Annotated in this window: 20 protein-coding genes; 7 read left to right on the top strand and 13 right to left on the bottom strand. The window is 75.3% G+C overall.

Annotated elements, in window-relative coordinates; genetic code table 11:
* Positions 1 to 29: 29 nt before the first annotated feature.
* Together ACH4SE_RS07605 and ACH4SE_RS07600 are read right to left on the bottom strand one after the other, a co-directional pair.
* Complete coding sequence (locus ACH4SE_RS07605) at positions 30 to 1,265, bottom strand: D-alanyl-D-alanine carboxypeptidase family protein (RefSeq protein WP_398542380.1); 1,236 nt, start codon at positions 1,263 to 1,265, stop codon at positions 30 to 32.
* A gap of 159 nt (positions 1,266 to 1,424) precedes the next feature.
* The gene (locus ACH4SE_RS07600) at positions 1,425 to 2,429 is read right to left on the bottom strand and encodes an LLM class flavin-dependent oxidoreductase (protein ID WP_398542379.1); all 1,005 of its coding nucleotides are present in this window, start codon (positions 2,427 to 2,429) and stop codon (positions 1,425 to 1,427) included.
* 185 nt (positions 2,430 to 2,614) lie between these two features.
* Between ACH4SE_RS07600 and ACH4SE_RS07595 the strand changes: the two genes are divergently transcribed.
* Entirely contained in the window at positions 2,615 to 3,913 is a 1,299-nt protein-coding gene (locus tag ACH4SE_RS07595) for a transglycosylase family protein (protein WP_398542378.1), read from the top strand.
* Positions 3,914 to 3,972: 59 nt separating this feature from the next.
* Here ACH4SE_RS07595 and ACH4SE_RS07590 read toward each other — a convergent pair whose 3' ends face one another.
* Both ACH4SE_RS07590 and ACH4SE_RS07585 read right to left on the bottom strand, forming a co-directional pair.
* The gene (locus ACH4SE_RS07590) at positions 3,973 to 4,977 is read right to left on the bottom strand and encodes an aldo/keto reductase family protein (RefSeq protein WP_398542377.1); all 1,005 of its coding nucleotides are present in this window, start codon (positions 4,975 to 4,977) and stop codon (positions 3,973 to 3,975) included.
* Positions 4,978 to 5,053: 76 nt separating this feature from the next.
* A complete protein-coding gene (locus tag ACH4SE_RS07585; protein ID WP_398542376.1) occupies positions 5,054 to 5,713 on the bottom strand; it encodes a hypothetical protein in 660 nt (219 codons plus the stop codon).
* A 651-nt stretch (positions 5,714 to 6,364) separates the two neighbouring features.
* On the opposite strand from ACH4SE_RS07585, the gene ACH4SE_RS07580 reads away from it, so the two are divergent.
* The 5 genes from ACH4SE_RS07580 to ACH4SE_RS07560 all read left to right on the top strand — a co-directional run bounded on the left by ACH4SE_RS07580 (position 6,365) and on the right by ACH4SE_RS07560 (position 14,329).
* Positions 6,365 to 9,082: a CocE/NonD family hydrolase gene (locus ACH4SE_RS07580; RefSeq protein ID WP_398542375.1), complete on the top strand. Its 2,718-nt coding sequence runs from the start codon at positions 6,365 to 6,367 to the stop codon at positions 9,080 to 9,082.
* Positions 9,079 to 9,984 (top strand): ABC transporter permease, encoded by a 906-nt coding sequence (locus ACH4SE_RS07575; RefSeq protein WP_398542374.1) that lies wholly within the window; start codon positions 9,079 to 9,081, stop codon positions 9,982 to 9,984. Before ACH4SE_RS07580 ends, ACH4SE_RS07575 begins: the two co-directional genes overlap by 4 nt.
* A 183-nt stretch (positions 9,985 to 10,167) precedes the next feature.
* A complete protein-coding gene (locus tag ACH4SE_RS07570) occupies positions 10,168 to 11,544 on the top strand; it encodes a S8 family serine peptidase (RefSeq protein WP_398542373.1) in 1,377 nt (458 codons plus the stop codon).
* Positions 11,545 to 11,777: 233 nt separating this feature from the next.
* Positions 11,778 to 13,331, top strand: a complete 1,554-nt coding sequence (locus ACH4SE_RS07565) for a glycosyl hydrolase family 18 protein (protein WP_398542372.1) — start codon at positions 11,778 to 11,780, stop codon at positions 13,329 to 13,331.
* A gap of 161 nt (positions 13,332 to 13,492) precedes the next feature.
* Positions 13,493 to 14,329, top strand: coding sequence for an undecaprenyl-diphosphate phosphatase (locus ACH4SE_RS07560; protein ID WP_398542371.1), 837 nt, complete (start codon positions 13,493 to 13,495; stop codon positions 14,327 to 14,329).
* A gap of 73 nt (positions 14,330 to 14,402) precedes the next feature.
* On the opposite strand, the gene ACH4SE_RS07555 is transcribed toward ACH4SE_RS07560, so the two are convergent.
* The 4 genes from ACH4SE_RS07555 to ACH4SE_RS07540 all read right to left on the bottom strand — a co-directional run bounded on the left by ACH4SE_RS07555 (position 14,403) and on the right by ACH4SE_RS07540 (position 18,370).
* Positions 14,403 to 15,506 (bottom strand): Gfo/Idh/MocA family protein, encoded by a 1,104-nt coding sequence (locus ACH4SE_RS07555; RefSeq protein ID WP_398542370.1) that lies wholly within the window; start codon positions 15,504 to 15,506, stop codon positions 14,403 to 14,405.
* A complete protein-coding gene (locus tag ACH4SE_RS07550) occupies positions 15,503 to 16,249 on the bottom strand; it encodes a sugar phosphate isomerase/epimerase family protein (RefSeq protein ID WP_398542369.1) in 747 nt (248 codons plus the stop codon). The genes ACH4SE_RS07555 and ACH4SE_RS07550 overlap by 4 nt, the downstream gene beginning before the upstream one ends.
* 98 nt (positions 16,250 to 16,347) lie before the next feature.
* A complete protein-coding gene (locus tag ACH4SE_RS07545) occupies positions 16,348 to 17,268 on the bottom strand; it encodes a sugar phosphate isomerase/epimerase family protein (protein ID WP_398542368.1) in 921 nt (306 codons plus the stop codon).
* 1 nt (position 17,269) lies between these two features.
* Positions 17,270 to 18,370: a Gfo/Idh/MocA family protein gene (locus tag ACH4SE_RS07540; protein ID WP_398542367.1), complete on the bottom strand. Its 1,101-nt coding sequence runs from the start codon at positions 18,368 to 18,370 to the stop codon at positions 17,270 to 17,272.
* Between the two features lie 152 nt (positions 18,371 to 18,522).
* On the opposite strand from ACH4SE_RS07540, the gene ACH4SE_RS07535 reads away from it, so the two are divergent.
* A complete protein-coding gene (locus ACH4SE_RS07535) occupies positions 18,523 to 19,704 on the top strand; it encodes an ROK family protein (RefSeq protein ID WP_398542366.1) in 1,182 nt (393 codons plus the stop codon).
* 756 nt (positions 19,705 to 20,460) lie between these two features.
* Here the strand turns inward: ACH4SE_RS07535 and ACH4SE_RS07530 are convergent.
* The 5 genes from ACH4SE_RS07530 to ACH4SE_RS07510 all read right to left on the bottom strand — a co-directional run bounded on the left by ACH4SE_RS07530 (position 20,461) and on the right by ACH4SE_RS07510 (position 25,301).
* Positions 20,461 to 21,834 carry an AlkA N-terminal domain-containing protein gene (locus tag ACH4SE_RS07530; protein ID WP_398542365.1) on the bottom strand — a complete coding sequence of 458 codons (1,374 nt, stop codon included), beginning with the start codon at positions 21,832 to 21,834 and terminating at the stop codon, positions 20,461 to 20,463.
* 58 nt (positions 21,835 to 21,892) lie between these two features.
* Positions 21,893 to 22,294, bottom strand: a complete 402-nt coding sequence (locus ACH4SE_RS07525) for an NTP pyrophosphohydrolase (protein WP_398542364.1) — start codon at positions 22,292 to 22,294, stop codon at positions 21,893 to 21,895.
* A gap of 621 nt (positions 22,295 to 22,915) precedes the next feature.
* The gene (locus ACH4SE_RS07520) at positions 22,916 to 23,716 is read right to left on the bottom strand and encodes an endo alpha-1,4 polygalactosaminidase (RefSeq protein WP_398542363.1); all 801 of its coding nucleotides are present in this window, start codon (positions 23,714 to 23,716) and stop codon (positions 22,916 to 22,918) included.
* Positions 23,713 to 24,384, bottom strand: a complete 672-nt coding sequence (locus ACH4SE_RS07515; protein ID WP_398542362.1) for a spherulation-specific family 4 protein — start codon at positions 24,382 to 24,384, stop codon at positions 23,713 to 23,715. Before ACH4SE_RS07515 ends, ACH4SE_RS07520 begins: the two co-directional genes overlap by 4 nt.
* Positions 24,381 to 25,301, bottom strand: a complete 921-nt coding sequence (locus ACH4SE_RS07510) for an NAD-dependent epimerase/dehydratase family protein (RefSeq protein WP_398542361.1) — start codon at positions 25,299 to 25,301, stop codon at positions 24,381 to 24,383. Before ACH4SE_RS07510 ends, ACH4SE_RS07515 begins: the two co-directional genes overlap by 4 nt.
* Positions 25,302 to 25,305: the final 4 nt, after the last annotated feature.

Raw genomic sequence — 25,305 nt, 5'->3', positions numbered from 1 at the left:
CGGGCTGTGCGGTCCCCGCCTACGGGGCGTCACCGGCCGCGTCCGCCGCCCGCCTTGCGGCGCAGCAGCAGGACGGAGCCGGCCGCCAGCACGGCCAGGCCGCCGCCGACGTACCAGGCCCGCGTGGAGGTGTTGCCGTGCGCGGAGGAAGGGTGCCCGGCCGGAGCGGGGCGGGGCGCCTGCCGGGCCGGCACCGGGGCCTGCGCCGCCACGCTCTTGAGGTGGTAGGCGGTCGGCGCGGCGTTGAGGGTGCCGACCGAGGCCGCGTGCCCGGCCGCGGCGAAGCCCCAGTCCAGCAGCTTGCCGGCCTCGGTGTAGACCGCCTGCGGCAGGCCCGACTGCGGGTTCATGACGGTCACGATGAGTGTGCGGCCGCCCCGCCTGGCCGCGGCGACGAGCGTGTTGCCCGCGTTGGTGGTGTAGCCGTTCTTCACACCGATCAGCCCGGGATAGGGATGCACCCCCTGGGCGCCGGTCAGCAGGCGGTTGGTGTTCTGGATCCCGAACGACCTGACGTACGCGCCCTGCGCGTCGTGGCCGCCGGGGAACTCCGCGGTCGCCGTCGAGGCGTAGGACGCGAAGTCGTGGTTCGCCAGCCCCGCGCGGGCGAAGAGCGCCAGGTCGTAGGCGGAGGAGACCTGGCCCGGGTTGTCGTAGCCGTCCGGCGAGACGACGTGCGTGTCGTCCGCGCCCAGCATCCGGGCCTTGGCCTGCATCTGGGCGACCGTCCGCGACACGGAGCCGTTCATGTGCGCCAGGACGTGCACGGCGTCGTTGCCCGACGCGAGGAAGACCCCGCGCCACAGGTCGGCCACGGTGTACGTCTGCCCCGGCTGCACCCCCACCAGGCTGCTGCCCTCGCCGATGCCCAGCAGGTCGTCGTCGGTGACCTTGTGCCTCTCGGTCGCCGGGAAGCGGGGGAGCACCGTCAGCGCGAACAGCGTCTTCAGCGTCGAGGCCGGGGGCAGCTCACGGTGCGCGTCCTTGGCCGCGAGCACCTGGCCGGTACGGGCGTCGGAGACCGTCCACGACAGCGCGGAGATGCCGTCCGGCAGCTCCGGGGCGCCGTCCTGGAGGTCCACGTGCACACCGGGCTCGGCCAGCAGCGGGCCGCCCACCAGCTGGCTCGGGCTGCCGTCGCCCGTCCCGCCGGCCGCGGCGCCGGCGGGGGCGGCGGGGGCCGCGAACACGGCGAGGCAGCAGCCCGCGCCGAGCGCGGCGGCGACGCGGTGGGGGATACGGGAGGCTGCGCGGCGGTTGCTCATACGTTCACCGTATGAACGCCAATGCCCTCGCCGTGCGATGACCAGGCCCGAACCCCACCCCGAGGGGTGGCCTCCCTACGCCACCCGGCCCACCGCCCCACGGGACGCACCCCGCACCCCGCGCCCTGCCCCGGCGCCGCTGGGCGCGGGCCAGGAGGGCTAGGAGGAGAGGAGCGCGGCGAGGGCGCGGTGGGACTCCGCGAGCCGGCGGCGGTCGTAGGTGCTGGTCGTCACGAGGTACTCGTCGGCCGCCGAGCGCGTGAGGAGGCGGGTGAGGGCGGCGGCCACCTCGTCCGGAGGCCCGGCGACGTGGCCGGTGAGGGCGGCCTCGAAACGGTCCCGCTCGGCGGGGGTCATCGCGCGGGACTCCACCGCCTCCGGCGGCGGGAGCGGGGGGAAGACGCCGTGCGTGCGGGAGTAGGCGGTGGACCAGGCCTCGGGGAGGAGGAGGCGGCGGGCCTCCTCCGGGGTGGGGGCGACCACGACCGTGCCGGAGAGCGTGACGTGCGGGGCGGCGGCCCAGCGCGACGGCCGGAAGGCGGCGCGGTAGCGGTCGACCGCCCGCAGCATCGTGTCCTCGCCGCGTATCCCGCCGATGACCAGCGGCAGCCCGAGCCGGGCGGCGAGGTCCGCGCCGCTCCCGGTGGCCAGGACGAAGGGTGCCGGCCGCAGGCCCTCGGCGGGCCACGCGTGCACACCCGGGTGGGCGGTCTGCTCGCCGGTGAACCATCCGAGCAGCTCGGCGACCTGCCCGTCGAAGTCCTCCGCCGCGTCCCTGCCGTGCCCCAGCGCCTTGCGCACGCCACCGGTGAAGCCCACGGAGCGGCCGAGCCCCATGTCGATCCGCCCGGGGAAGAGGGCTTCGAGCACCCCGAACTGCTCGGCGACGACCAGCGGCCGGTGGTTGGGCAGCATCACGCCGCCCGTGCCGACCCGGATCCGCGAGGTCGCGGCGGCGACGGCCGCGGCCAGCACGGTGGGCGCCGAGCCCGCGACGCCCGGCACGGAATGGTGCTCGGAGACCCAGAAGCGGTGGTAGCCCAGCGCCTCGGCCTCCCGGGCCAGCGCCACCGTGTCCCGCAGCGCCCGCGGGCCGTCCTCGCCCTCCCGGACCCGGGAGCGGTCCAGTATCGAGAAGGGGGTGTCACGCAGTACGGAGCTCACCCTCGTTCCAACGCCCACGTCCCCCGGTCATTCCCGCGCTCCTGCGGGCGGGGGCGCGCACGCCCCCGCGCGTCATGCGCCCTTGTGGCGCGCCCGGGGCGGGCCTACTCTGTGCCCGCCCGGCAATTCGGGCGTATGGCAGCCCGGCGTCACGGCGGCGGGCCGGTCCGGAGAGGACGCCTTCCATGGCCTTACGCGGGCGCCACCGCCGTTACCGTCCGAGCCGGGTCTCGCAGGCCTCGCTGACCGTCACCGCGGGCGGTGCCGGTCTGGCGCTGCCGCTCATCGGCCTGAGCACGGCCCACGCCGAGTCCACCGGGGTGTGGGACAAGGTGGCCAACTGCGAGTCGTCGGGGAACTGGCACGTCAACACCGGGAACGGCTACTACGGCGGGCTCCAGTTCACGTCCTCCACCTGGAAGTCCTTCGGCGGCACCGCGTACGCCCCGCGCGCCGACCTGGCCACCAGGAACGAGCAGATCGCGGTCGCCGAGCGGGTGCTGCGCAGCCAGGGCCCCGGCGCCTGGCCGGTGTGCTCCCGGCACGCCGGGCTCACCCGCGAGGTGGCCACCGCGTCGCACACCGTGCGCGTACCGGCGGCGAAGACCCGCCCGGCGGCCGCGCACACCACGGCGAAGACGGCGGCCGAGCACACCACGGCGAAGACGGCGGCCGAGCCGCCGGCGAAGGCGCAGCCACGGTCCACCGCGAGGAAGCCGGCGGGGCAGGAGCACTACACGGTCGTCCGGGGCGACACCCTCTCCGGGATCGCCGCCGAGCAGCACGTCGCGGGCGGCTGGCCGCGTCTCTACGCCGGCAACCGCGCGGTCGTCGGCGACGACCCCGACCTGATCCTCCCCGGCCAGCGGCTCGCCCTGGACGCCCCGCCCGCGAAGGCGAAGCCCGGGCCGAAGCCGCAGGCCGGACCCGGGGCGAAGCCCGCCGTGAAACCGGCCGCGAAGCCCGCGGTGAAACCGGCCGTGAAACCCGCCGCGAAGCCCGCGGCGAAACCGGCCGCCAAGCCCGCCGCGAAGCCCGCGCGGAAGAAGACCGCCGCATCCGCCCCGGTCGAGCACACCGCGCACTACACCCTGCCGGTGCACGCCGCGCTCGGCACGGGCTACCGCACCTCCGGCAGCCACTGGGCCAGCGGCCACCACACCGGCCAGGACTTCCTGGTCCCGACCGGCACCGCCGTGCACGCGGTGGCCGCGGGCAAGGTCGTCACCGCCGGGTGGGGCGGCTCGTACGGCTACCAGGTCGTCATCCGGCACGCGGACGGGCACTACAGCCAGTACGGCCACCTGTCGCAGATATCCGTCAAGGTCGGCCAGCAGGTCGCCGAGGGCCAGCGCATCGCCCGCTCGGGCTCGACGGGCAACGCGACCGGCCCGCACCTGCACTTCGAGATACGCACCGGCCCGTCGTACGGCGACGACCTCGACCCGCTGCACTTCCTGCGCGCCCACGGTGTGAAGGTCTGACCGGCGCCCTCCGGGCCCCCGTGGGGCCCGGAGCGACGTACCGTGCGGGCCCCGGGAGGTCAGGGCCGCTTCGTGGGAACGTTCTCGTGCACCTTGAGCGGGTCGGTCTCCGCGACCGGCGCGAGGATCGACTCGATCCGCTCCATCACCTCGGCGTCCAGGCGCACGCCCGCCGCCTTCGCGTTCTCGCCCACCTGCTCGGGGCGCGACGCGCCCACGATCGCGGCGGAAACGTTCTCGTTCTGCAGCACCCACGCGACCGCGAGCTGCGCGAGGCTGAGGCCCGCCTCCGCCGCGACGGGCTTCAGCTCCTGGACCCGGGCGAGCACGTCGTCCCGCATCCAGCGGCTGATCATGTTCGCGCCGCCCTTGTCGTCGGTCGCGCGCGAGCCGGCCGGGGGCTGCTCGCCGGGCAGGTACTTGCCCGTCAGGACGCCCTGGGCGATGGGGGAGAAGACGACCTGGCCGATGCCCAGCTCCTGCGACGTCGGTACGACCTCGCCCTCGATGACACGCCACAGCGCCGAGTACTGCGGCTGGTTGCTCACCAGCGGGATCCGCAGCTCGCGCGCCAGCGCGTGGGCGCGGCGGATCTGGTCGGCGGTCCACTCCGACACGCCGATGTAGTGCGCCTTTCCGGAGTGCACGACGTCGGCGAAAGCCTCCATCGTCTCCTCCAGCGGGGTGAAGCGGTCGTAGCGGTGCGCCTGGTAGAGGTCGACGTAGTCCGTCTGCAGGCGGCGCAGGGAGTTGTCGACGGACTCCATGATGTGCTTGCGGGACAGGCCGCGGTCGTTGTGGCCGGGGCCGGTGGGCCAGAAGACCTTGGTGAAGATCTCCAGGCCCTCGCGCCGCTCGCCCTTCAGCGCGCGGCCGAGCACGGACTCGGCGCGGGTGCCCGCGTAGACGTCCGCGGTGTCGAAGGTGGTGATGCCGACGTCCAGGGCCGCGCGCACGCACGCGGTGGCGGCGTCCTCCTCCACCTGGGAGCCGTGGGTGAGCCAGTTGCCGTAGGCGATCTCGCTGATGATCAGGCCGCTGCGGCCGAGGTGACGGTATTCCATGGTCAACGACCTTAATCCGGGTCCCCGCCGCCGGTGAAGGCGGCCGGGCGGGGAGGTGCGGGAGGGCCGGCCCGGCTCAGCGGGCGCGGCTGGGGGAGACCAGCAGGAAGGGCTCGCCCTCGCGCGTGCGGTGCTCGGTGCACTGCCAGCCGTACCGTCCGAGCAGTTCCGCGCAGCGGGCGAGCGCCCGTATCGCCGCCGTCCCGTCCGGGGCGCCGCGCCAGCCGATCCGCGGCTCGCCCTCGCGCTCCCCGGCGGCCGTCACCGTGTAGCCGGGGGAGCCGGGCCGGGCAGCCGGGCAGCCCGCGGCTTCGAGGGCCAGCGCGACGGCGTGCACGGGGCGGTCCCGCTCCCAGGGCGCGGGTGCGCCGGTGGCCCCGTCGAGCAGCAGGGACCTGATGCGCAGCAGGCCCTCCCACGCGGTCGCCACCTCGGCGGCGCGCCGCGGGCCGCCGGGCGGTGCCGTCCCCGTGCCGTCGTCGGCGGCGAAGGTGTCGGCCGCGGGCGCCGGGCGGCCGGGCGGCGGGACGTCGGGCCGGGCCGCCGTCAGGTCGGCGCGCAGCCGCAGGCCCTCGGGCGTGAGGTAGTAGCCGTGGTGCCCGCTGCGCCCGTGGCGTACGGCGAGCCCGTGGGCGGCGAGCGCCGCGCACACGTCGGCGCGCGCGGCGAGCCGTCCGGTCACCGGATCCGAGCCGGTGACGGCGCGCCGCTGCGCCGCGGTCAGCGTGCCCTTCATGCGCCTTTCCTCCCGCCTCGTCACATCCTTTCCCGCACCGTACCGCGGGGCACCGACAGCGCCCGCCGGCGGCCGGTCCCGACGCCGCCGGCACGCCCGCGCCGCCGGCACGCCCGCGCCGCCGGCACGCCCGCGCCGCCGGCACGCCCGCGCCGCCGGCACGCCCGCGCCGCCGGTTCGTGCGCGGCCGGCGGCAGACGCGCCGTGCGGGGAGTCCGGCCGCCCCTCCGGCCGGACACGCGCGTCGGCCGCATCCGTACCCGTACCCGTCCCGGGGGAACGGGATCGCCGCGTGGGGAGCGAACGGCCGGAAGCGGCACGGTGCGCCGGGCAGCGCGGCACCCTCGCGGGCCGCCGTGCCCCCGCCCCGCCGCGGACGGCCACCGCCAGTCTGCCTGCCTGCCTGCCTGCCTGCCATGGCCTGCCCCGGCCTGCCACGTCCAGTCCCGGCCCGGAGCGGCGACGGCCCGGCCGGCCCGTCCGGCCCGGAGCGGCGACGGCCCGGCTGGCCCGGCCTGTCCTGGCCCGGCCCGGCCTGTCCCGGCCGGGGCGGTCGCGGACACCGCGTGGCGGGAGGCCCACCTTGTGAAATGCCGGGGAAAGCCGCGCCCCGTCCACGGCCTGCGCATCCTCCCCGCCTAGGATCGTGGGATGGATCTCCGATGGCCGCGGCGCAGGCGGTGGTTGGCCGGCGCGGGGGCGCTCGCGGTGCTCGTGGCGGGCGGTGCGGTGGTCGGTACCGCCGCCGCGGCCGGCGGCGGCCCCGCGGTGCACCGCTCCGACGCGATGCTCACCGGCGCGGGCGGCGTACGCCTGGACACCTCCTACTTCACCGCGGGCGGCGGCGGCCGCAGGCCCGCGGTGCTGCTCGGCCACGGCTTCGGCGGCAGCAAGGACGAGGTGCGCGGCCAGGCCGAGTCGCTGGCCCGGCACGGCTACGCGGTTCTGACGTGGTCGGCGCGCGGCTTCGGCGCGTCCGGCGGGCAGATCGGGCTCAACGCGCCGGACGCCGAGGTCGCCGACGTCAGCCGGCTCGTCGACTGGCTCGCCGCCCGGCCCGAGGTCCGGCTCGACGCGCCGGGCGACCCGCGGGTCGGGGTCACGGGCGTGTCGTACGGCGGCGCCGTCTCGCTGCTGGCCGCCGGGTACGACCACCGCGTCGACGCGATCGCGCCCCGCGAGACGTACTGGAACCTCGCGGACGCGCTTTTCCCGGACGGCGTCTACAAGAAACTCTGGGCCGGCATCTTCTTCTCCTCCGGCGCCGCCGAACCGATCACCGCCGCGGACCGGGGCAGGGCCCCGACCGCGGCGCAGGCCAGGGCGCTGGCGGCCGCGGCGGCGGCGAGCGACCCGGTGTGCGGCCGCTTCACGCCGGCGATCTGCGCCCTCTACCAGCGGGTCGCGCAGGCCGGCCGCCCCGACGCCGCCGCCACCGCGCAGCTCGCGGCGCTGAGCCCCTCCGCCGTCGCCTCCCGGATCAAGGTGCCCGCGCTGATCGTGCAGGGGCAGACCGACTCGCTCTTCACGCTCGCGCAGTCCGACGCGGCGGCCGCCGCTCTGCGGGCCAACGGCGCTCCGGTGGCCGTCGACTGGATCGCCGGCGGGCACGACGGCGGCGACACCGAGGACGCCCGGATCGACCGCCGGGTCACCGCGTGGTTCGACCGCTACCTCAAGGGCGACAAGGGGACGGACACCGGCCCGGCCTTCCGCGTCACCCGCACCGGCGGCCTCGACTCCACCGACGGCAGTGTCGTGCTGCGCGGCGCCACGGCCTCCTCCTACCCGGGCCTGGAGGGCACCTCCGCCCGCCGGTTCACGCTGAACGGCGGCGCGCAGCGCGTCCTCAGCCCCGCCGGCGGCTCCCCGCCGGCGATCTCCGCGGTGCCCGGCGCCGGCTCGCTCAGCGCCCTGTCGTCACTCGGGGCGAGCCTGTCCACGGACATGCCCGGGCAGTTCGCGCACTTCGACTCGGCGCCGCTCGCCGCCCACACCCATCTGACCGGCGCGTCCACCGTGACCCTGCGGGTGGCCACGAAGGCCGCCGACGTGGTGCTCTTCGGCAAGCTCTACGACGTCACCCCCGGCGGCAAGGAGACGCTGCCCGCCGGGCTCGCGACGCCGGTGCGCGTCGCCGGTTCGCCCGGTGGCACCCTCGTGACGCTGCAACTGCCCGCCGTGGACCACGACTTCGCCGCCGGGCACCGGCTGCGGCTGGTGCTGGCCACGACCGACCTGGGCTACGCCTCGCCCGCGGCCGCCGCGTCGGTGACGGTGTCGCTGGCCGGGCCGCAGCTGACCGTGCCGGTCGTCACCGACCTCTCCGACGCCGCCGGGCCGCTGCCGTGGTGGACGTGGGCGCTGCCGCCCGCCGCGCTGCTGGCCGCCGCGGCCCTGCTGCTGACCGGACGGCGCCGGGTGCGGCCGCGTCCCGCCGACCCGGCACTCGCCGCGGTGCCGCTGCAGATCACCGGGCTGAGCAAGCGCTACGCGAAATCCGCCGACCGCTACGCCGTGCGCGACCTGTCCTTCCGCGTGGAGCCCGGCCAGGTGCTGGGCCTGCTCGGGCCCAACGGTGCGGGCAAGACCACCACGCTGCGGATGCTGATGGGGCTGATCCACCCGGACGAGGGCGAGATCCGGGTCTTCGGCGAGGCGGTGCGGCCCGGCGCGCCGGTGCTGTCGCGGCTCGGCGCCTTCGTCGAGGGCGCCGGCTTCCTGCCGCACCTGACCGGCCGCGCCAACCTGGAGCTGTACTGGCAGGCCACCGGCCGCCCGCCGGGTGACGCGCACATGGCCGAGGCACTGGAGATCGCGGGCCTCGGCGACGCGCTGGAGCGCGCGGTGCGCACGTACTCGCAGGGCATGCGGCAGCGCCTCGCGATCGCCCAGGCGATGCTGGGCCTGCCGGACCTGCTGATCCTCGACGAGCCGACCAACGGCCTGGACCCGCCGCAAATCCGCGAGATGCGCGAGGTGATGATCCGCTACGCGGCGGGCGGGCGCACCGTCATCGTCTCCAGCCACCTGCTGGCCGAGGTCGAGCAGAGCTGCACGCACCTGGTGGTCATGGACCGCGGCCGGCTGGTGACCGCGGGGCCCGTCGCGGAGATCGTCGGCTCGGCGGACACCGTACTGGTCGGCGTGGACGGCGAGATGCCGGCGGACGTCGTCGACAAGGTCGCCGGGCTGCCCGGGGTGGCCACCGCCGTACGTGCCGAGGACGGCCTGCTGGCGGTGCTGGACGGGCTGTCGCAGGCGCAGTTCGTGGCCGAACTCGTCCGCCTCGACGTGCCGGTGGCCCGTGTCGGGCCGCACCGCCGGCTGGAGGACGCCTTCCTGACCCTGATCGGAGGCTCGGCATGAGCGCCGTCCCGCACGCACCCGTACCCGCCCCCGCGCCGCCGCCCGCCGCGGCGGCGCGCCGGGAGACCGCGGAGGGCTACCGGCCCGGCCGTACGCTGCGGCTGCGTGTCGAGGCCCGGCGGCAGCTGCGGCGGCGGCGCACGACGGTGGTGTTCGGGCTGCTGGCCGCGCTGCCCTTCGTCCTGATCGTCGCCTTCGCGATCGGCGGCACCCCCAAGGAGGGCCGCAACGGCCCGACGCTGATCGACACCGCGACCGCCTCGGGCGGCAACTTCGCGGCGACGTGCCTGTTCGTGTCGGCCGGCTTCGTGCTGGTGGTGCCGGTCGCGCTGTTCTGCGGTGACACCGTCGCCTCGGAGGCGGGCTGGTCGAGCCTGCGCTACCTGCTCGCCGCGCCCGTGCCGCGGACCCGGCTGCTGGGCGTGAAGTTCGCGGTGGCGCTCGGCTTCAGCGCGGCGGCCGTCGTGCTGCTGCCGGCGGTGGCGCTCGCGGCGGGCACGGTCGCGTACGGCTGGGGCGATCTCGAACTGCCCACCGGCGGGGCGCTCCCGGCGGGCGACGCGCTGCCGAGGGCGGCGATCGCGGTGGCGTACATCTTCGTGAGCGAACTGGTCACCGCGGCGCTGGCGTTCTGGCTCTCGACGAGGACCGACGCGCCGCTCGGCGCGGTCGGCGGCGCGGTCGGGCTCACGATCGTCGGCAACGTGCTGGACGCGGTGACCGCGCTCGGCTCGTGGCGGGACGTGCTGCCCGCGCACTGGCAGTTCTCCTGGGCGGACGCGCTCCAGCCGGACCTGGAGTGGGGCAGCATGCTGCAGGGCATGTCGGTGTCGGTGTCGTACGCCGTGGTGCTGGTCGCGCTCGCTTTCCGGGGCTTCCGCACGAAGGACGTCGTGTCCTGACGGCACGCCGGCCGGCCGCTCCGTCCGGCGGTCCGTCATGCCGAGGTCAAGGGGCGGCAAAAGGAGGGCCATCCGGGTAAAGCGAGCTGCCGGAATCCCCGGGACACTCTTGTCCTGGGCATGATCTCTCCGATGTGATCAGTCATCCGTCTCGTGCGGTCGTCCTCCACCCAGGGAGAGTCCATGCGCAGATTCCGCCCGCGCTCCGCAGCGGTCGCCGCGGCCGGGGCCACCGCCCTCACCGCCGCCGTGCTGACAGCCGTTCCGGCCGGCGGTGCCACCGCCGCCCCGGCGCCGCACGCGCCCGCCGCCAGGGCGGTGCCCGCGGTCGCCGGCCACCGGCTGGTGCACGGCGTCAGCAGCCCGCTGACCCTCGCGCAGTGCCAGGCGAAGTGGGGCATCAACTGCTACACCCCGCTGCAGTACCGGCAGGCGTACGACCTGAACCCGCTCTACCGCGCGGGCGTCACGGGCAAGGGCCGCACGATCGTCGTCGTCGACTCCTTCGGCTCGCCGACGATCCAGCACGACCTGGACGTCTACAGTGCCCAGTTCGGCATCAGGAGCAGCAAGGTGGAGGTCGTCAAGTGGGGCGACGTGCCGCCCTTCGACCCGGCCAACCCCGACCACACCGGCTGGGCCGGCGAGTCCACGCTCGACGTGGAGATGGCGCACGCCGTCGCGCCCGACGCGAAGATCGTGCTGGTCGAGACCGGTGTCGCCGAGACCGAGGGCGTCGTCGGCCTGCCGGAGATGATGGACGCCGAGAAGTACCTCATCGACCACAACGTGGGCGATGTCATCACCCAGAGCTTCGGGGCGACCGAGAACACCTTCCCCGGCTTCGACAAGGGGGACTTCTCCAGCATCCAGGGCCTGCGCTACGCCTTCCAGGACGCCGCCCGGCACGGCGTGACCGTCCTGGCGTCCTCGGGTGACGGCGGCGCCACCGACGCGGTGGAGGACGGCTCGTCCAACTACCCGTACCCGGTGAACTCCTGGCCCTCCGCCGACCCGCTGGTCACCTCCGTCGGCGGCACCCAGCTGCACCTGGACGCGGCGGGCAACCGCACGGCGCCGGACAGCGTGTACAACGACTACGGGGCGGGCGGCGGCGGCCAGTCGCACGTCTTCGCCCGGCCGTCGTACCAGAACGGCGTGAAGAAGACCGTGGGCACGCGGCGCGGCACCCCGGACATCTCGATGGCGGCGGCGGTCGACGGCGGAGCCTGGGTCTACTCCAGCTACGACCCCACCGCCACGGGGTGGGACGTCTACGGCGGCACGAGCGAGGCCAGCCCGCTGTTCTCGGGCATCGTCGCGCTGGCCGACCAGTTCGGCGGCCACCGGGTGGGCGACATCCACCAGGCGCTGTACACGCTCGCCAAGGGCAGCCCGAAGTTCAGCGGCGTCGTGGACGTCGCGGACGGGACGAACAACAGCTACGACGGCGTGACCGGCTACACCGCGGTGGAGGGCTACGACATGGCCACCGGTGTCGGCACGGTCGACGCGCTGCGGTTCGTGCCCGCGCTGGCGCTCACCAGCTGGGGGCGCTGAACCCCCGCACCGCACGGCACGACCGGTCACCGCCGCGCCCGGCACCCGGGCGCGGCGGTGACCGCTGTCCGGGGGGCGCCGGAAAGGCCGCGAACGCCGGAATCGCGCAACCGGGTGGTTCAACTCGTTTATCTGTTAGGACTCTTGACAGTTGAGTGGTCTGGACCAACAGTATTGGTCCAGACCAGCAGGCTGCCGTCTGCTGATCCCCCCACCTGGAAGGAGCGCGGTCCATGACCGGACCCGTCCGCAGAGGACGAGTACGCGCACTGCTCACCGGACTCGCCACCGCGGCCGCCGCCGCAGGGCTGACCCTGGCCGGCGGCGGCGCCGCACACGCGGCCACCCCCCTGCCCCAGCACCTCTCGGCTCCGTACTTCGAGGCCTGGAACGGCGACAGCCTCTCCGGCCTGGCCGCCGCCTCGGGCAACAAGTACCTGACGATGGCCTTCATCCAGACCGCGTCGGCCGGCTCCTGCACGCCGTACTGGAACGGCGACAGCTCGATGCCGATCGGCCAGGCCCAGTTCGGCGCCGACATCGACACCGTCCAGGCCGGCGGCGGCGACGTCATCCCGTCCTTCGGCGGCTACACGGCCGACAACACCGGCACCGAGATCGCCGACAGCTGCACCGACGTCGCGTCGATCGCCGCCGCCTACGAGAAGGTCGTCAGCACCTACGACGTCAGCCGGCTCGACATGGACATCGAGGACAACTCGCTGACCAAGGCCGCCGGTATCGACCGCCGCAACAAGGCGCTCAAGCTGACGCAGGACTGGGCCGCCGCCAACGGGCGCACCCTGCAGATCTCCTACACCCTGCCGACCACCACCCACGGTCCGACCACCGGGAGCGCCGGTGACGGCTCGGGCCTGCCGGTGATCCAGAACGCCATCTCCAACGGCGTGAAGGTCGACGTCGTGAACCTCATGACGTTCGACTACTACGACAACGCCGCCCACCAGATGGCGAACGACACCCAGACGGCCACCCAGGGCCTCCACGACCAGCTGGCCAGGCTCTACCCGTCGAAGACCGACGCGCAGGTCTGGAACATGGTCGGCATCATCGAGATGCCCGGCATCGACGACTTCGGCCCCGCCGAGACGTTCACCACCGCCGACGCCACCCAGGTCTACAACTGGGCGGTGAGCAAGGGCGTCAACACGCTGTCCTTCTGGGCGCTGCAGCGCGACAACGGCGGCTGCCCCGGTCAGGGCGGCTCCGACAGCTGCTCCGGCATCGCGCAGGACACCTGGCAGTTCAGCCACACCTTCGAGGCGTTCAACAGCGGCGGCACCACCCCGCCGCCCGCCAACGACTTCTCGGTGTCGCTGACCCCGGCCTCCGCCACCGTCGCGGCCGGCGGCTCCACCACCTCCAGCGTGCACACCGCCGTCACCGCGGGCAGCGCGCAGCCGGTCAGCCTGAGCGTGAGCGGCGCGCCCGCCGGCGTCACCGCCACCGTCAGCCCCGCCTCGGTCACCGCCGGCGGCAACGCGACGCTGAGCGTCTCCACGACCTCCGCCGCCGTCTCCGGCACCTACACCCTTACCGTCACGGGCACCGCGTCCGGCGCCGCGCACAACGCGGCGTTCACGCTGACGGTCACCGGTGGCACGACCGCCTGCACCGCGGCCCCGTGGAGCAGGTCGGCGGTCTACGTGGGCGGCAACACCGTCTCGTACAAGGGCCACACCTGGAAGGCCAAGTGGTGGACGACGGGTGAGGAGCCCGGCACCACCGGCGAGTGGGGTGTGTGGCAGGACCTCGGCGCCTGCTGACGAAGGGCCCCGACCTGCCCCGCACGCGGCGGCCGGACCTCCCCGGGTTCGGGGTCCGGCCGCCGATCCTCTAGAGTCGCCACCGGACGTCTACGCATGTGTAGTCGTCACCAGCGGGCCGGCTGATCACCGGCGGACCAGGGGACAGGACCACCACCCACATGAGTGCCATCGGCGTCGGCCAGGCCGTCATTCTCGGAGTCGTGGAAGGAGTGACCGAGTTCCTGCCGGTCTCCTCCACCGGGCATCTGAAGATGGCCGAGGGTCTGATGAACATCAAGGTCGACGACAAGGCCGTCGTCGCCTTCACCGCGGTGATCCAGGTCGGCGCCATCGCCGCGGTGTTCGTGTACTTCTTCAAGGACATCATGCGGTTCGTCTCCGCCTGGCTGCGCGGGCTGGCGCACAAGAGCGAGCGGGACAACCACGACTACAAGTTCACCTGGTGGGTCATCTACTCCACGATCCCGATCGTGGTCGTGGGGCTGGCGGCCAAGTCGCTCATCGACGGTCCGCTGGGGTCGCTGTGGGTCGTCGCCCTGTCGCTGATCATCGGCAGCGTGGTGATGTGGGCCGCCGAGCAGATGGCCCGGTTCAAGCGCGGTGAGGACGAGGTCACCGTGAAGGACGCGATGTACGTCGGTACGTCGCAGATCCTGGCGCTGCTCTTCCCCGGCTTCTCCCGCTCCGGCGCGACCATCTCCACCGCGCTGATCCGGGACCTGGACCGGATGGCGGCCACCCGGCTGTCGTTCTTCCTCGGCCTGCCCGCGCTCACCGGCGCCGGGCTCTACGAGCTGAAGGACGCCACCGGCGGCGGGGTGAGCGCGAGCGCGCTCGCCGTCGGCACGCTGGTGTCGTTCGTCGTCGCCTACGCCTCCATCGCCTGGCTGCTGCGGTTCGTGGCGCGGCACTCCTTCAACTCGTTCGTGGTCTACCGGATCGTGATCGGCTTCGTGCTCATCGGGCTGCTCGCGACCGGCACCCTCGACAGCTGACCGCAGCAGGAGGCCCGGCCGGCCCCTCCCCCCACGGAAGGGCCGGCCGGGCGCGCGGTGGCGTGCCGCTGTGTCAGGACAGCGTGGCCGCCACCGGGTCCCAGTCGTCCGGCAGGACGGGTACGGCCGGGGCCGACGACTCCAGCGGGAGGACGGCGTGCTGCTCCGCGGCCGCGGTGACCGCCGCCATCAGCTCCAGCACGTGCTGGGCCAGCTCGCCCGACGCGCGGTGCTGCTCGCCGCCGCGGATGGCGCGGGCCATGTCCAGTACGCCCATGCCGCGGCCCGCCGCCGACCCCGTCACCGGCAGGTCGGTCCACTCCTGCGCGCCGAAGGCCTGCACCCGCAGCGGGCCCTCGAAGGTGTTCGGGTCGGGCAGGGACAGGGTGCCCTCGGTGCCGGTGATCTCGATCGTCCGGCGCGCCACGGCGGAGTCGAAGCTGAAGGTGGCCGAAGCGCTCGGACCGCTCGCGAAGTCCAGCAGCGCGTGCACGTGCGTCGGCACCTCGACGGCGAAGCGCGTGCCCGCCCGGGGACCCGACCCGATGACCCGCTCCGCGCGCGCCTGCCGCGCCGTCGCCGACACCCGGCTCACCGGGCCGAACAGCGCCACCAGCGCCGTCAGGTAGTAGGGGCCGATGTCGAACAGCGGCCCGGCGCCGTACTGGAAGAGGAATTCCGGGCTCGGGTGCCAGCTCTCCGGACCCGGGCCCTGGGTGACCGCCGTGACGCTCACCGGCTCGCCGATCACGCCCGCGCTCACCGCGCGCGCCGCCGACTGGAGCCCCGCGCCGAGGAAGGTGTCCGGCGCGCTGCCCACCCGCAGCCCGGCGGCCCGCGCCTCGGCGAGGATCTTCGCCCCGTCGGCGGGCGCAAGGGCGAGCGGCTTCTCGCCGTAGACGTGCTTGCCCGCGCCGATCGCGGCGCTCGCGACCTCGGCGTGCGCCGCCGGGACCGTGAGGTTGACGGCTATCTCGACCTCGGGGATCGCCAGCACCGAGGCGACGTCCCCGGCGAAGGGCACCGCGTGGGTCTCCGCCGCCGCACGGGCGCGCGCGACGTCGAGGTCGGCGACACCCAGCACGCGGACGTCCGGGAATCCGGACAGGGCCGTCAGGTACTGGGTGCTGATGACGCCCGCGCCGATGAGCGCCACCCCCACCGGGCCGCGGCTCACGACCGCCCCTCCAGACCCGTGAGGTACGCGTGGCTCTCGGCGACGGCCTCGAAGACGTCGCCCGCGCACGAGTCCAGCTCCACGATCCGGACCGCCTGCGGCGCCGCGGCCAGGATCGGCGGCACGTCGATCGTGCCCCGGCCGACCGCCGTGTGCGGCTGCTCCTTGACGCCCGGACCGTCCTTGACGTGCAGCGAGAACACCCGGTCGCCCAGGGCGCGCAGCAGCTCCGGCACGTCCGCGCCGCCCACGGCCGCCCAGTAGGTGTCGACCTCCAGGAAGACCTCGGGCGCCAGCAGCCCGGCCAGCACCTCCAGCGCGGTACGCCCGTCGAAGCGCGGCTCGATCTCCCACCAGTGGTTGTGGTAGCCGATGAGCGCGCCGTGTTCGGCGGCCTTGGCGGCGAAGCCGTTGAGCCGGTCGGCGACCTGCTGGAGGCCGTCGTGAGTGGTGAAGAGCTCGTGGTCGATGCCGCCGGGGACGATCGCCCGGTCCGTGCCGGTCGTGCGCACGGCGTCGAAGACCTCGCCGGCGTCCTGGCTGAACAGCGCGTAGGCGTGGGTGCTCGGCACGGTGAGGCCGAGGTCGTCGGCGAGCTTGCGGAAACCGGCCGGGTCGGCGGTCGGGTCGTAGGGCTCCACCGAGCGGTAGCCGATCTCGGCGAGCCGGGTCAGTGTGCCGTCGCGGTCGGCGGCCATCTGGTCCCGGAGGGTGTAGAGCTGGATGCTCAGCGGCTCTGGCATGGAAACGGATCCTCCTGGAAGTGCGGCACTGGTGGCAGTGCGGCAAGGCAAGGCGGTGCGGCGGGGTGCGGGGTGCTGCGCGGCGGGGCGGGCCGCCGTCAGCCGACGATGAGCGGGCGCAGCGTACGGTGGGCGATCTCCAGGCCCCGGGTGACGCGGGCGGTGTCCCCGCTCCACACCGGGTCCTCGTGCTCGACGGACAGCACACCGGTGAAACCGCCCTCGTAGAGCGTGTCCACGATCCGCCGCCAGTCGACGTCACCGAGGCCGGGAACGCGGTAGCGCCACCAGCCGCTGTCCCACCCGTCGGCGCGCTCGACCGTACGGCCGAAGAAGCCGTGGCGGTTCCTGGCCCGCCGGTCGAGCTGGGCGTCCTTGGCCTGGGCGTGCGGGATGCGGTCGACGTACGGCTTCAGCGCCGCCACCGGGTCGATGCCCAGCCACATCAGGTGCGAGGGGTCGTAGTTGAGGTAGAGGCCCAGCCCGAACATCCACTCCCACAGCTCGGGGGAGTAGGCGAGGTTGCCCGGGTAGCCGTCCGGGTGCCAGCCCTCCATCACGCAGTTCTCGATGATGATCTTCACACCGCGCTCGCCCGCGTACTCCACCAGCGGCGGCAGTTCGCGTTCGGCGAGCGCGATGTTCTCCTTCACCGAGAGGCCCGGATGGCGGCCGACGAAGGTGCCCACGTACTCCACGCCGAGCAGCGCCGCCGCGTCCACGTTCGCCCGCACGTGGGCGGCGATCCCGGCTCTGCGGGACTCGTCCGGGTGCAGGTTGTTCTCGTAGTACGCGAGCGCCGACAACTCCAGGGAGTGCCGCTCGAACAGTGCGCGCACCTCGTCCGCCTGCCGCTCGCCGAAGGCGGTCACGTCGATGTGGCCGGCCTCGAAGTCCCGGGAGCCGGTCGACGGCCAGGCGGCCACCTCCAGCGCCTGGTAGTCGTGTGCCGCCGCCCACGCCGCGATCTCGTCCAGCGGCAGCTGCGGGAGGCAGGCGGTCAGGAAACCCAGCTTCATCTCAGGAGACCTCTTTCCAGGACCGGTCGGCCGCCGACGCGAGCACGGCCTCGGTGAGGCGCACCATGCGGGCGGCGTCGTCGAAGGTGGGGAAGGGCCCCCCGGTGCCGTCCGCGCGGACGGCGGCGTGCACGTCGCGGACGAAGGCTGCGAAACAGTCGAGATAGCCCATCGGGTGGCCGCCGGGCACCACCGACAGCCGCGCCGCTTCCGGTGCGAGCACCGCCGGGTCGCGCTGCACCGCGGCGTTCTCCCCGCGGCTGCCGACGAACAGCGTCTCCGGATTCTCCTGGTCGAAGGCGAGCGACGTGACGCTGCCGTCCACCTCGAACCACAGCCGGTTCTTCCGGCCGGGGGAGACCTGCGAGACCGTCAGCGCGCCCGTGGCGCCCCGGTCGGTGCGGAAAAGCATCTGCACCGCGTCCTCCGTCGCGGGCAGCCCGCCCGCCCTGGGCAGCGTCTGGCTCGCCGCCGTCACCTCGGCGATACGGTGGCCCGTCACCCACTCGACCAGGTCGCACCAGTGCGAGCCGATGTCGGCGAAGGCCCGGGACGGGCCGCCCGCGACCGCGTCCACCCGCCAGTTGGTGTCCGCCGGCTGCGACAGCCAGTCCTGCAGGTAGTGCCCGTGCAGCAGCCGTACGTCGCCGGCCCGGCCGTCGCGCACCCGGGCCCGCGCCTCGGCCGCCATCGGGTGGTAGCGGTAGACGAACGGCACCGCGGCGACCCGTCCCGACTCCGCGGCCAGCGCGGCCAGTTCGGCGGCCGTCGCCGCCGACGTCGTCAGCGGCTTCTCGCACACCACGTGCTTGCCCGCGCGCAGCGCGAGCGCGGCCAGTGCGGCGTGCGCGCCGTTGGGCGTGCAGATGTGGACCACGTCCACGTCGTCACTGGTGACCAGCTCCTCCGAGCTGTCGAAGGCGCGCTCCACGCCCAGGGCGGCGGCGGCCTCCTTGGCGCGCGCCGGTGCCGAGGCGCTGACACCGACCACCGGCGCGCCCGTACGGCGCACCGCGTCCAGATGCACGCGCCCGATCATCCCCACGCCGGCGATCGCCGTACGCAGCGAGGAACCGGGCGCGGATGCTGCGTTCCCGCCCACAAAAGCCCTCCCATTCCGCTTGCTTGAAACGCTAGCCACGAGGGTTTCGGTTGACAATGGCAGGAATTCCGCTAACTTCTGTCATAAATCTGGCTCGTGCAGCTCACCCGGGAGCCGATCCGGGAACACTCCCGACGAAAGGCGACGCCTTGGTGACCGCAGCAAGCGACCGGCAACTGGCCGCGCTCAGCGAACTCGCCGGCCTGGTCGCCGCCGGGACCACCCGGCGCAGCCAGCTCGCCACCGCCACCGGCCTGTCCCGGGCAGCCGTCGCCCAGCGCGTCGACCTGCTCATCGCCAAAGGCGTCCTGGTGGAGACCGGCACCGTCGCCACCGACCGCGGCCGCCCGCCGCTCACCCTGCAACTGGCCTCCGCCGGCGCCGTGGTGTGCGCCGTCGACCTCGGGGCCACGCACAGCACCGTCGCCGTCGCCGAACTCGGCGGCAGGGTGCTCGTCGAGGCCACCGACGAGCTGGACATCAACGACGGGCCCGAAGCCGTCCTCAGCGGGCTGCACCGGCAGCTCGGCCGGCTCCTCGCCGCCGCCGGCCACCCCGCCGCGCACGTCCGCGCGATCAGCATCGGCGTGCCCGGACCCGTCGAGGCCAGCACCGGCACGGTCGTCCGGCCGCCGATCATGCGCGGCTGGGACGGCACCCGCGTCCCCGACTTCTTCGCCGGACGCTACCGCGCGCCCGTCCTCGTCGACAACGACGTCAACATGATGGCCCTGGGGGAGTACGGCCACCGGCCCACCGCCGACCACCTCCTCTACGTCAAGGTCGGCACCGGCATCGGCTGCGGCATCGTCTCCGGGGGAGTCGTCCACCGCGGCGCGACGGGCGCGGCGGGCGACATCGGGCACATCCGGGTGCCCGGCCAGGACGACGTCCTGTGCCACTGCGGCAACACCGGCTGCGTGGAGGCCGTCGCCTCCGGCGCCGCCATCGCCGCCGCCCTGCGCGAGGCGGGCCTGCCCGCCGAGCACGCCGCCGACGTCGTCCGCCTCGTCGCCGAGGGCGACCCGCTGGCCCGCCGGCACGTCCGGCTCGCCGCACAGCGGCTCGGTGACGTCATCGCGTCCCTGGTCAGCTTCTACAACCCCGACACGATCGTGCTCGGAGGCAGCATCGCGAGCCTCCACGACGACCTCCTCGCCGACATCCGCGCGGCCGTCTACCGCCGCGCGCTGCCGCTCGCGACCCGCACGGTCGCGATCGAGACCACCCTCCTCGGCCGGAGGGCCGGCATCGAGGGCGCCCGCCGCCTCGCCGTCGCCCACCTCCTCTCGCCCGAGGGCATCGCCCACATGCTCGACGGTGGCTCCGGGTGAGCCGGATCCGCGCCGTGGCGCGCTGAGGTCCTGGTGCGGGGCGGCGACGCGCCGGGCGGTGGGGGTGTTGTGGGGTCCCGGGCCGTGGGGTGTCGCGGGTGCGCGGTGGGGTGCGGGCTGGTGCCCGCGGCGTCTGGTGCGGGGCGGCGATGCGCCGGGCGGTGGGGGTGTTGTGGGGTCCCGGGCCGTGGGGTGTCGCGGGTGCGCGGTGGGGTGCGGGGCGTTGTCCGGGTGGGGCCGCGCCGGGTCGGGCGGTACCTCGTGCGACCTTCCGCGGGTGGGGGCCGCCCGCGCCCGTGCGGCGGTGGACGCAGCTCGCGCCGGTTGCCCTCCGGGGTGCCGCGTACTGCCGTCGCGGGACGCCTCCTTCGTCGTGGCCGGGCGCGCAGTTCCCCGCGCCCCCGGTGTGCCCGGCGGGGCATCGCGCACCTGGTGCGGGGCGGGGTCGGGGGCCACTCCGGGGGTACCTCCTCGGAATGCGCGTCCGGCGTCATGACGTGTCCGGTGCCGGAGTGGGTGCGCATTCCTGCGGGGGCACCCCCGGATCGTCCCCCTCCGGCCGGAGGGGCGGCTGCCTGCCGGCGGAGGGTTGCTGCGGCGTCGGAATGCGCGTCCCACGTCGTGATGCGTCCGGCGCCGGAGCGGGCGGCTGCCTGCCGGCGGAGGGTTGCTGCGGCGGGGGAACTGCGGCGCGCAGCCGCGGTGGTGGGGGCGCCGACGGCCCGGTCCGAGTCACCCCGGCCGCGGGGGCGGGTGTCAGGGGAGCGGCCGCCGCAGGTGGTAGGCGTAGGTGCGCCAGGGGCGCCATGCGGGGGAGTCCGGGGCGGGGACGGGGAGGACGTCGGGGTCGCCGAGGGCGCGCATGCGGATGAGGGCGGCGCGCTCCGGCGGCATGCCCGGCAGGGCCAGCAGGGCGCGTTCGGCCTCGTCGCGGTCGGCGCCGGGGTCGAGCCGCAGCGCTCCGGACGCCAGCGCGGCGGCGAGGGCGCGCACCGGTGCCCGTACGCCGGGCGGGACTTCGGCCAGCTCCGCGGCGGCCAGGTCCGCGGGCCGCGGGAAGTGGTGGGTGAGCGCCCCGCGCGGGTGCGCGAGCCGCTCCCCGTACGCGGCGACGGCCGCGGCCGCGCTCTCGCCCAGGACGGTCCGCAGGGCGAGCTCCTCCGGGTCCGCGGTGCCGGGCGCCCGCACCCCCGGCCGGGCGGCGACCCGCTCGGCCAGCGCCGGGTCCGCGCCGAGCCGTTCGGCCACCGCGTAGGGGTCGGCGTCGAGGTCGAAGAGCCGCCGCATCCGCTGCGTCGCGGTCGTGAGGTCGCGCAGGTCGTCGAGGTGCAGCCGGCAGTCGAGCCAGCCGCCGCGGCCCGGCCGTTCGCGGACCTCGGCGACGCCCGCGCCGTGCGGCAGCCGCAGCGTCCGGCGGTAGGTCCGTGTGCCGGGCTCGCCGGTGACCTTCTCCACGCCGGGGAGGGCCTGCGCCGCGAGGTAACCGAAGACGTACGCCTCGTCGTAGGGCCCGCGGTACGCCAGCCGCAGCGGCACGCCGGTGGCCGCCGCGCGGGCCTCCCGCGCGTGCGCGGGGCGGGCGGCCCGCAACTCGGTCGGCGTGGCCGCGTAGATCTCCCGGATCGTCTCGTTGAACTGCCGGACGCTCGCGAACCCCGCGGCGAAGGCGACGTCGGCGGCCTGCATGGCGGTGGTCTGCAGCAACACCCGCGCGGTGTGCCCGCGCTGGGCCCGGGCGAGGGCGATGGGACCGGCGCCCAGTTCCGCGTTGAGCTGCCGCTGCACCTGGCGCGCGCTGTAGCCGAGCCGGCTGGCGAGGCCGGCGACACCCTCGCGGTCGACGACGCCGTCGCCGATGAGCCGCACCGCGCGGCCGACGACGTCGGCGCGCGCGTTCCAGTCAGCGGACCCCGGCACCGCGTCGGGGCGGCAGCGCCGGCAGGCCCGGAAGCCGGCGCCCTGCGCGGCGGCCGCGGTGGGGTAGAAGGAGACGTTCGCCCGCTTCGGGGTGATCGCGGGGCAGCTCGGGCGGCAGTAGATGCCGGTGCTGGACACGCCGAAGAAGAAGACCCCGTCGAAGCGGGCATCCCGGCTGCGCACCGCTTCGTACCTGCTGTCCTCGATCGTCATGCGTCCCAGTATCGCCGCGCACCGGGTCCGGGGCTGGCGGATTTCGGACGCCGGCATCCTATGCGGGGCGGACGGCTCGCGGGCCCACGCAGCGGGCGCCCACCTCCTCGGCGCGCACCCGCAGCCCGCGGTCGGCGGTGACCACCAGGCACGGGCGGCCCGCGGTCTCCGCCGCGAGCCGGGCGATCAGGTCGTCCCCGCTGCCCGGGGCCTCCACGACCTCGACCCCGGGTACGGACGCCACCCCGCGTGCCTGCCCCTCGGTGACCAGCACGACGTCGAGCGGCTTCCCCACCGCCCACTCCGGGGCCCCGCTCCCGGGCCCGAGCCCGTGCGCGGCGACCGCGACGAGCCGGTCCCGCAGCTTCTCCGCCGCCCCGCGCCGGTCCCGCCACCACCCGTCCGGCACCGACCCCACGACATTCGCCCCGTCCACCACCAGCACACCCTTTTCGCCCATCCCCGCAGTGTGCCCCGCCGGCCTGCCCCGGCGGGGCACACTGGCCGCACCGTTCCCCGCGCCCCCGAAAAACGCCCGCCCGGCGGGAGCGTGAAGACCAGCGCGCGCACCCCACCAGCCGCCGGTGACGACGGGCTCGGCGCCCTCCGCCGGCCGCCCGTTGAGAGCAGTGATCACACCGCGGGGGAGGGCGCCCCGCAGGGCCCGGCTACCCGCGCAGTCCACCAGCGCCGGTGGCGGCGCCTTCGGTGCGGTTCCGCCGGCCGCGTGTTGAGAGCGGCGCTCAGGTCGCGGAGGCGGAGGGGCCTGGAGACCTGCACGCACTCCATCAGCGGCCGGGATGACGGGCTCGGCGCCCTCCGCCGGCCGCGCGTTGAGAGCAGTGATCACACCGCGGGGGAGGGCGCCCCGCAGGGGCGCGGGGAACTGCGCGACCAGCCCCCGCGGGCGGGTGGTCCGATGGCGGCGGCAACTACCCTCCGGGGCGGTGTCGCCCTCCGGCGGGCGGGTGGTCCGGCGGCGGCATCTTCCCCCTCCGGGACGTCCCCGCGGGCGGGTGGACCGGCCAACGGCAACTACCCCACCGGGACGGTGGTCGTCGGGCGCGCCCCGGGAAGGGGCTCAGCACGGGTCCCGCCATGCGTCGAGCGCCAAGCGCTTCCGCATGGAGCTGAAGCCGAGCTTCCGGGTCGCGGGGCAGAACTGGTCGGTCCGCAGGTCGTATTCGACGTGGAAGACGGCTTTCCCGGCGTCGACGAAGGGTGTCAGCCGCTCGCACTCGCCGTACTGGGCGCACTGCTCGTCGACGGAGAAGTCGAAGTCGGCGAGCAGCGCGGGCACCTGGGCGAGGTCGTTCTTCAGGGCCACGGCAAGGCCGCGGTCGTGGGCGAGGCCGGCGATCATGCGGTTGTAGGCGAGCTGGTCGTCCGCGGTGAGGGGGAAGCCGGTGGTGTTGGCGTAGCCGTCGAGGAGGTCGGGCTCGACGGCGTCGAAGCCCTTTTTGCGGCACATGTCGAGGCGGGCGGCCATGAGAGGGCGGAGCCGGCCGAGGGCGCGGATGTCGAGCCAGCGTTCGCCGTCCCAGCCGTCGCCGCGACCGAGGAGGTCGGTGGGGAAGTCGTCGGCGTCGGGCCGGAAGGATTCCCACGCGCCCGCGTTGACGTAGCAGACGACGTGCCGCCCGGCGGCGTGCAGCCGGGTGACGGCGGCGGTGTCGTTCTCGAAGCCGTCGATGTCGTAGATGGGTACGTCGACGCTCTCGTCGAGCGTGCCGCTGAGCTGCCACTGCCAGGCGATCCCGGGCCGCGGCTGCCAGCGCCCCGCCGGGGCCCGGTCGTCGTGCCCGTCGGTGCCGCCGCCCGCCGTGCACGCGGTGAGGAGGGCCGCCGCGGCGGCGAGCCATGCCCACGCCCGCCGGGTCATGCCGCTTCCGGGAGGGCGGGGGTGTGCTGCCAGGGGTTGGGCGGGGCGCCGGGCACCGCGCAGTGGACGCCGGCGCCGCGGCGGGCGGCGGTGCGGGCCACGTCACGGGCGGCGGCGTCGCCGGGGACCTCGTAGACGAGGTGGCAGAAGCGGGCCGGGGGGTGGGCGGCGGTCCAGCCGGGGACGGCGGCGGCCGCGTAGTCCGTCCAGTTGCCCTCGTAGGTGACGAGCAGGTCGGCGACGCCGGTGTACGCGGGGTCGGGGTGCACCCCGGGGTTGAGGACGACCGTGCGGGCGCCGCCGAGCCGGGCGGCCCGGGCGAGGCGCCGGTAGTAGGGGAGGCGGTCGCGCCCGGCGGCGGCGCGGTCGAGGAAGACGCCGCCGACGCCGTACCAGTCCCGGTGCCGCCGCACGTCACGGGCGGCGTCCTGCGCGGGCCGGGTGGCGTAGCCGGTGTCGACGTAGCCGAACAGCCGGATCCCGGCCGCCCGCAGCCGGCGGGCCGCGGCGGCGAAGGCGGTGTCCGGCACGCCGTGGCCGGGGCCGTCGGCGACGTTGAGCACCACTCCGTAGAGGCGCCCGGCCGCCCGTTCCAGCGCGCGCCAGGCGTCCGGGTCGACGGCGGGGTGGACGTACAGCGGCACCAGCAGCGTGCCCGGCGGCGTCACGGCCGCGCTCCCGCGGGGGCGGCGGCCCGGCAGAGGGCCGCGAGGGAGTCGTGGAGGGTGCGGGCGGGGCGCCAGCCCAGGGCGGTGGCGGCCAGCGAGATGTCCGCCTGGACCCAGGAGACGGCGGCCGAGCGTTCTGAGCCCGTTCCGGTCTCGTCGACGCGGCCGGTGAAGCCGCACCGCGCGGCCAGCTCCGCGACCATGTCGCGCACCTGGGTGGCGACGCCGGAGCCGATGTTCAGCACCGGGGGGAGCGGGCCGGGCACGGTGGCGGCGAGGGCCACCGCCTCCGCAACGTCCGCCACGTCCACGAAGTCACGGTACGCCCCCAGGTCGCCGGTGCGCACGGCGCCGCCGGGCGGCGCCGTGCGGAAGGCGGTGGCGAGCCGTCCGGGCAGGCCGGACGCGGGCGCCCCGGCTCCGACGGGGTTGAACACCCGCAGGGCCACGGCGTCCAGGCCGGAGCCGGTCACCGCGAGGGTGCCGGCCAGTTTCGTCGCCCCGTACACCCCCGCGGGGCGGGCGGGGGACGTCTCGGCGAGCGGCTCGCCGGGCCGCCCGGGCCCGTACTCGCCCGCCGAGCCCAGGTGCACGAGGCGGGCCTCCGGTACGGCCGCCGCCACGGCCTCGGCGAGCGCCGCCGCGCCCCGCGCGTTGACGGCGGCCAGGGCGCTGGCCGGACCCGCGGCCAGGCCCGCGCAGTTGACCACCGCGTCGGGGCGCAGCCCGGCGAGCGCGGCGGCGAGCAGGTCGACCGGCACGGAGCCGAGGTCGACGCCGAGGTCGGGCCCGGCCGTCTCGCCGGGGGCCCCGCGGCGGCTGCCGTGCAGCACGGTCACGTCCGGTTCCGCCGCGAGGCGGGCGGCCACCGGTCCGCCGAGGAAGCCGCGGGCGCCGAGCACCAGGATCCTGCGCACCCCC

This window comes from Streptomyces sp. NPDC020983 (assembly GCF_044333485.1).
GTDB lineage: Bacteria > Actinomycetota > Actinomycetes > Streptomycetales > Streptomycetaceae > Actinacidiphila.
The sequence above is the reverse complement of the archived record's forward strand: the minus strand, read 5'-3'. Positions and strand labels throughout refer to the sequence as shown.

What these genes read in the sequence shown, in the direction of transcription:
- ACH4SE_RS07605 (WP_398542380.1), bottom strand. Translation starts at nt 1,265, where the DNA reads ATGAGCAACCGCCGCGCAGCCTCCCGTATCCCCCACCGCGTCGCCGCC.
- ACH4SE_RS07595 (WP_398542378.1), top strand. Translation starts at nt 2,615, where the DNA reads ATGGCCTTACGCGGGCGCCACCGCCGTTACCGTCCGAGCCGGGTCTCG.
- ACH4SE_RS07590 (WP_398542377.1), bottom strand. Translation starts at nt 4,977, where the DNA reads ATGGAATACCGTCACCTCGGCCGCAGCGGCCTGATCATCAGCGAGATC.
- ACH4SE_RS07585 (WP_398542376.1), bottom strand. Translation starts at nt 5,713, where the DNA reads ATGAAGGGCACGCTGACCGCGGCGCAGCGGCGCGCCGTCACCGGCTCG.
- ACH4SE_RS07580 (WP_398542375.1), top strand. Translation starts at nt 6,365, where the DNA reads ATGGATCTCCGATGGCCGCGGCGCAGGCGGTGGTTGGCCGGCGCGGGG.
- ACH4SE_RS07575 (WP_398542374.1), top strand. Translation starts at nt 9,079, where the DNA reads ATGAGCGCCGTCCCGCACGCACCCGTACCCGCCCCCGCGCCGCCGCCC.
- ACH4SE_RS07570 (WP_398542373.1), top strand. Translation starts at nt 10,168, where the DNA reads ATGCGCAGATTCCGCCCGCGCTCCGCAGCGGTCGCCGCGGCCGGGGCC.
- ACH4SE_RS07565 (WP_398542372.1), top strand. Translation starts at nt 11,778, where the DNA reads ATGACCGGACCCGTCCGCAGAGGACGAGTACGCGCACTGCTCACCGGA.
- ACH4SE_RS07560 (WP_398542371.1), top strand. Translation starts at nt 13,493, where the DNA reads ATGAGTGCCATCGGCGTCGGCCAGGCCGTCATTCTCGGAGTCGTGGAA.
- ACH4SE_RS07550 (WP_398542369.1), bottom strand. Translation starts at nt 16,249, where the DNA reads ATGCCAGAGCCGCTGAGCATCCAGCTCTACACCCTCCGGGACCAGATG.
- ACH4SE_RS07545 (WP_398542368.1), bottom strand. Translation starts at nt 17,268, where the DNA reads ATGAAGCTGGGTTTCCTGACCGCCTGCCTCCCGCAGCTGCCGCTGGAC.
- ACH4SE_RS07530 (WP_398542365.1), bottom strand. Translation starts at nt 21,834, where the DNA reads ATGACGATCGAGGACAGCAGGTACGAAGCGGTGCGCAGCCGGGATGCC.
- ACH4SE_RS07525 (WP_398542364.1), bottom strand. Translation starts at nt 22,294, where the DNA reads ATGGGCGAAAAGGGTGTGCTGGTGGTGGACGGGGCGAATGTCGTGGGG.
- ACH4SE_RS07520 (WP_398542363.1), bottom strand. Translation starts at nt 23,716, where the DNA reads ATGACCCGGCGGGCGTGGGCATGGCTCGCCGCCGCGGCGGCCCTCCTC.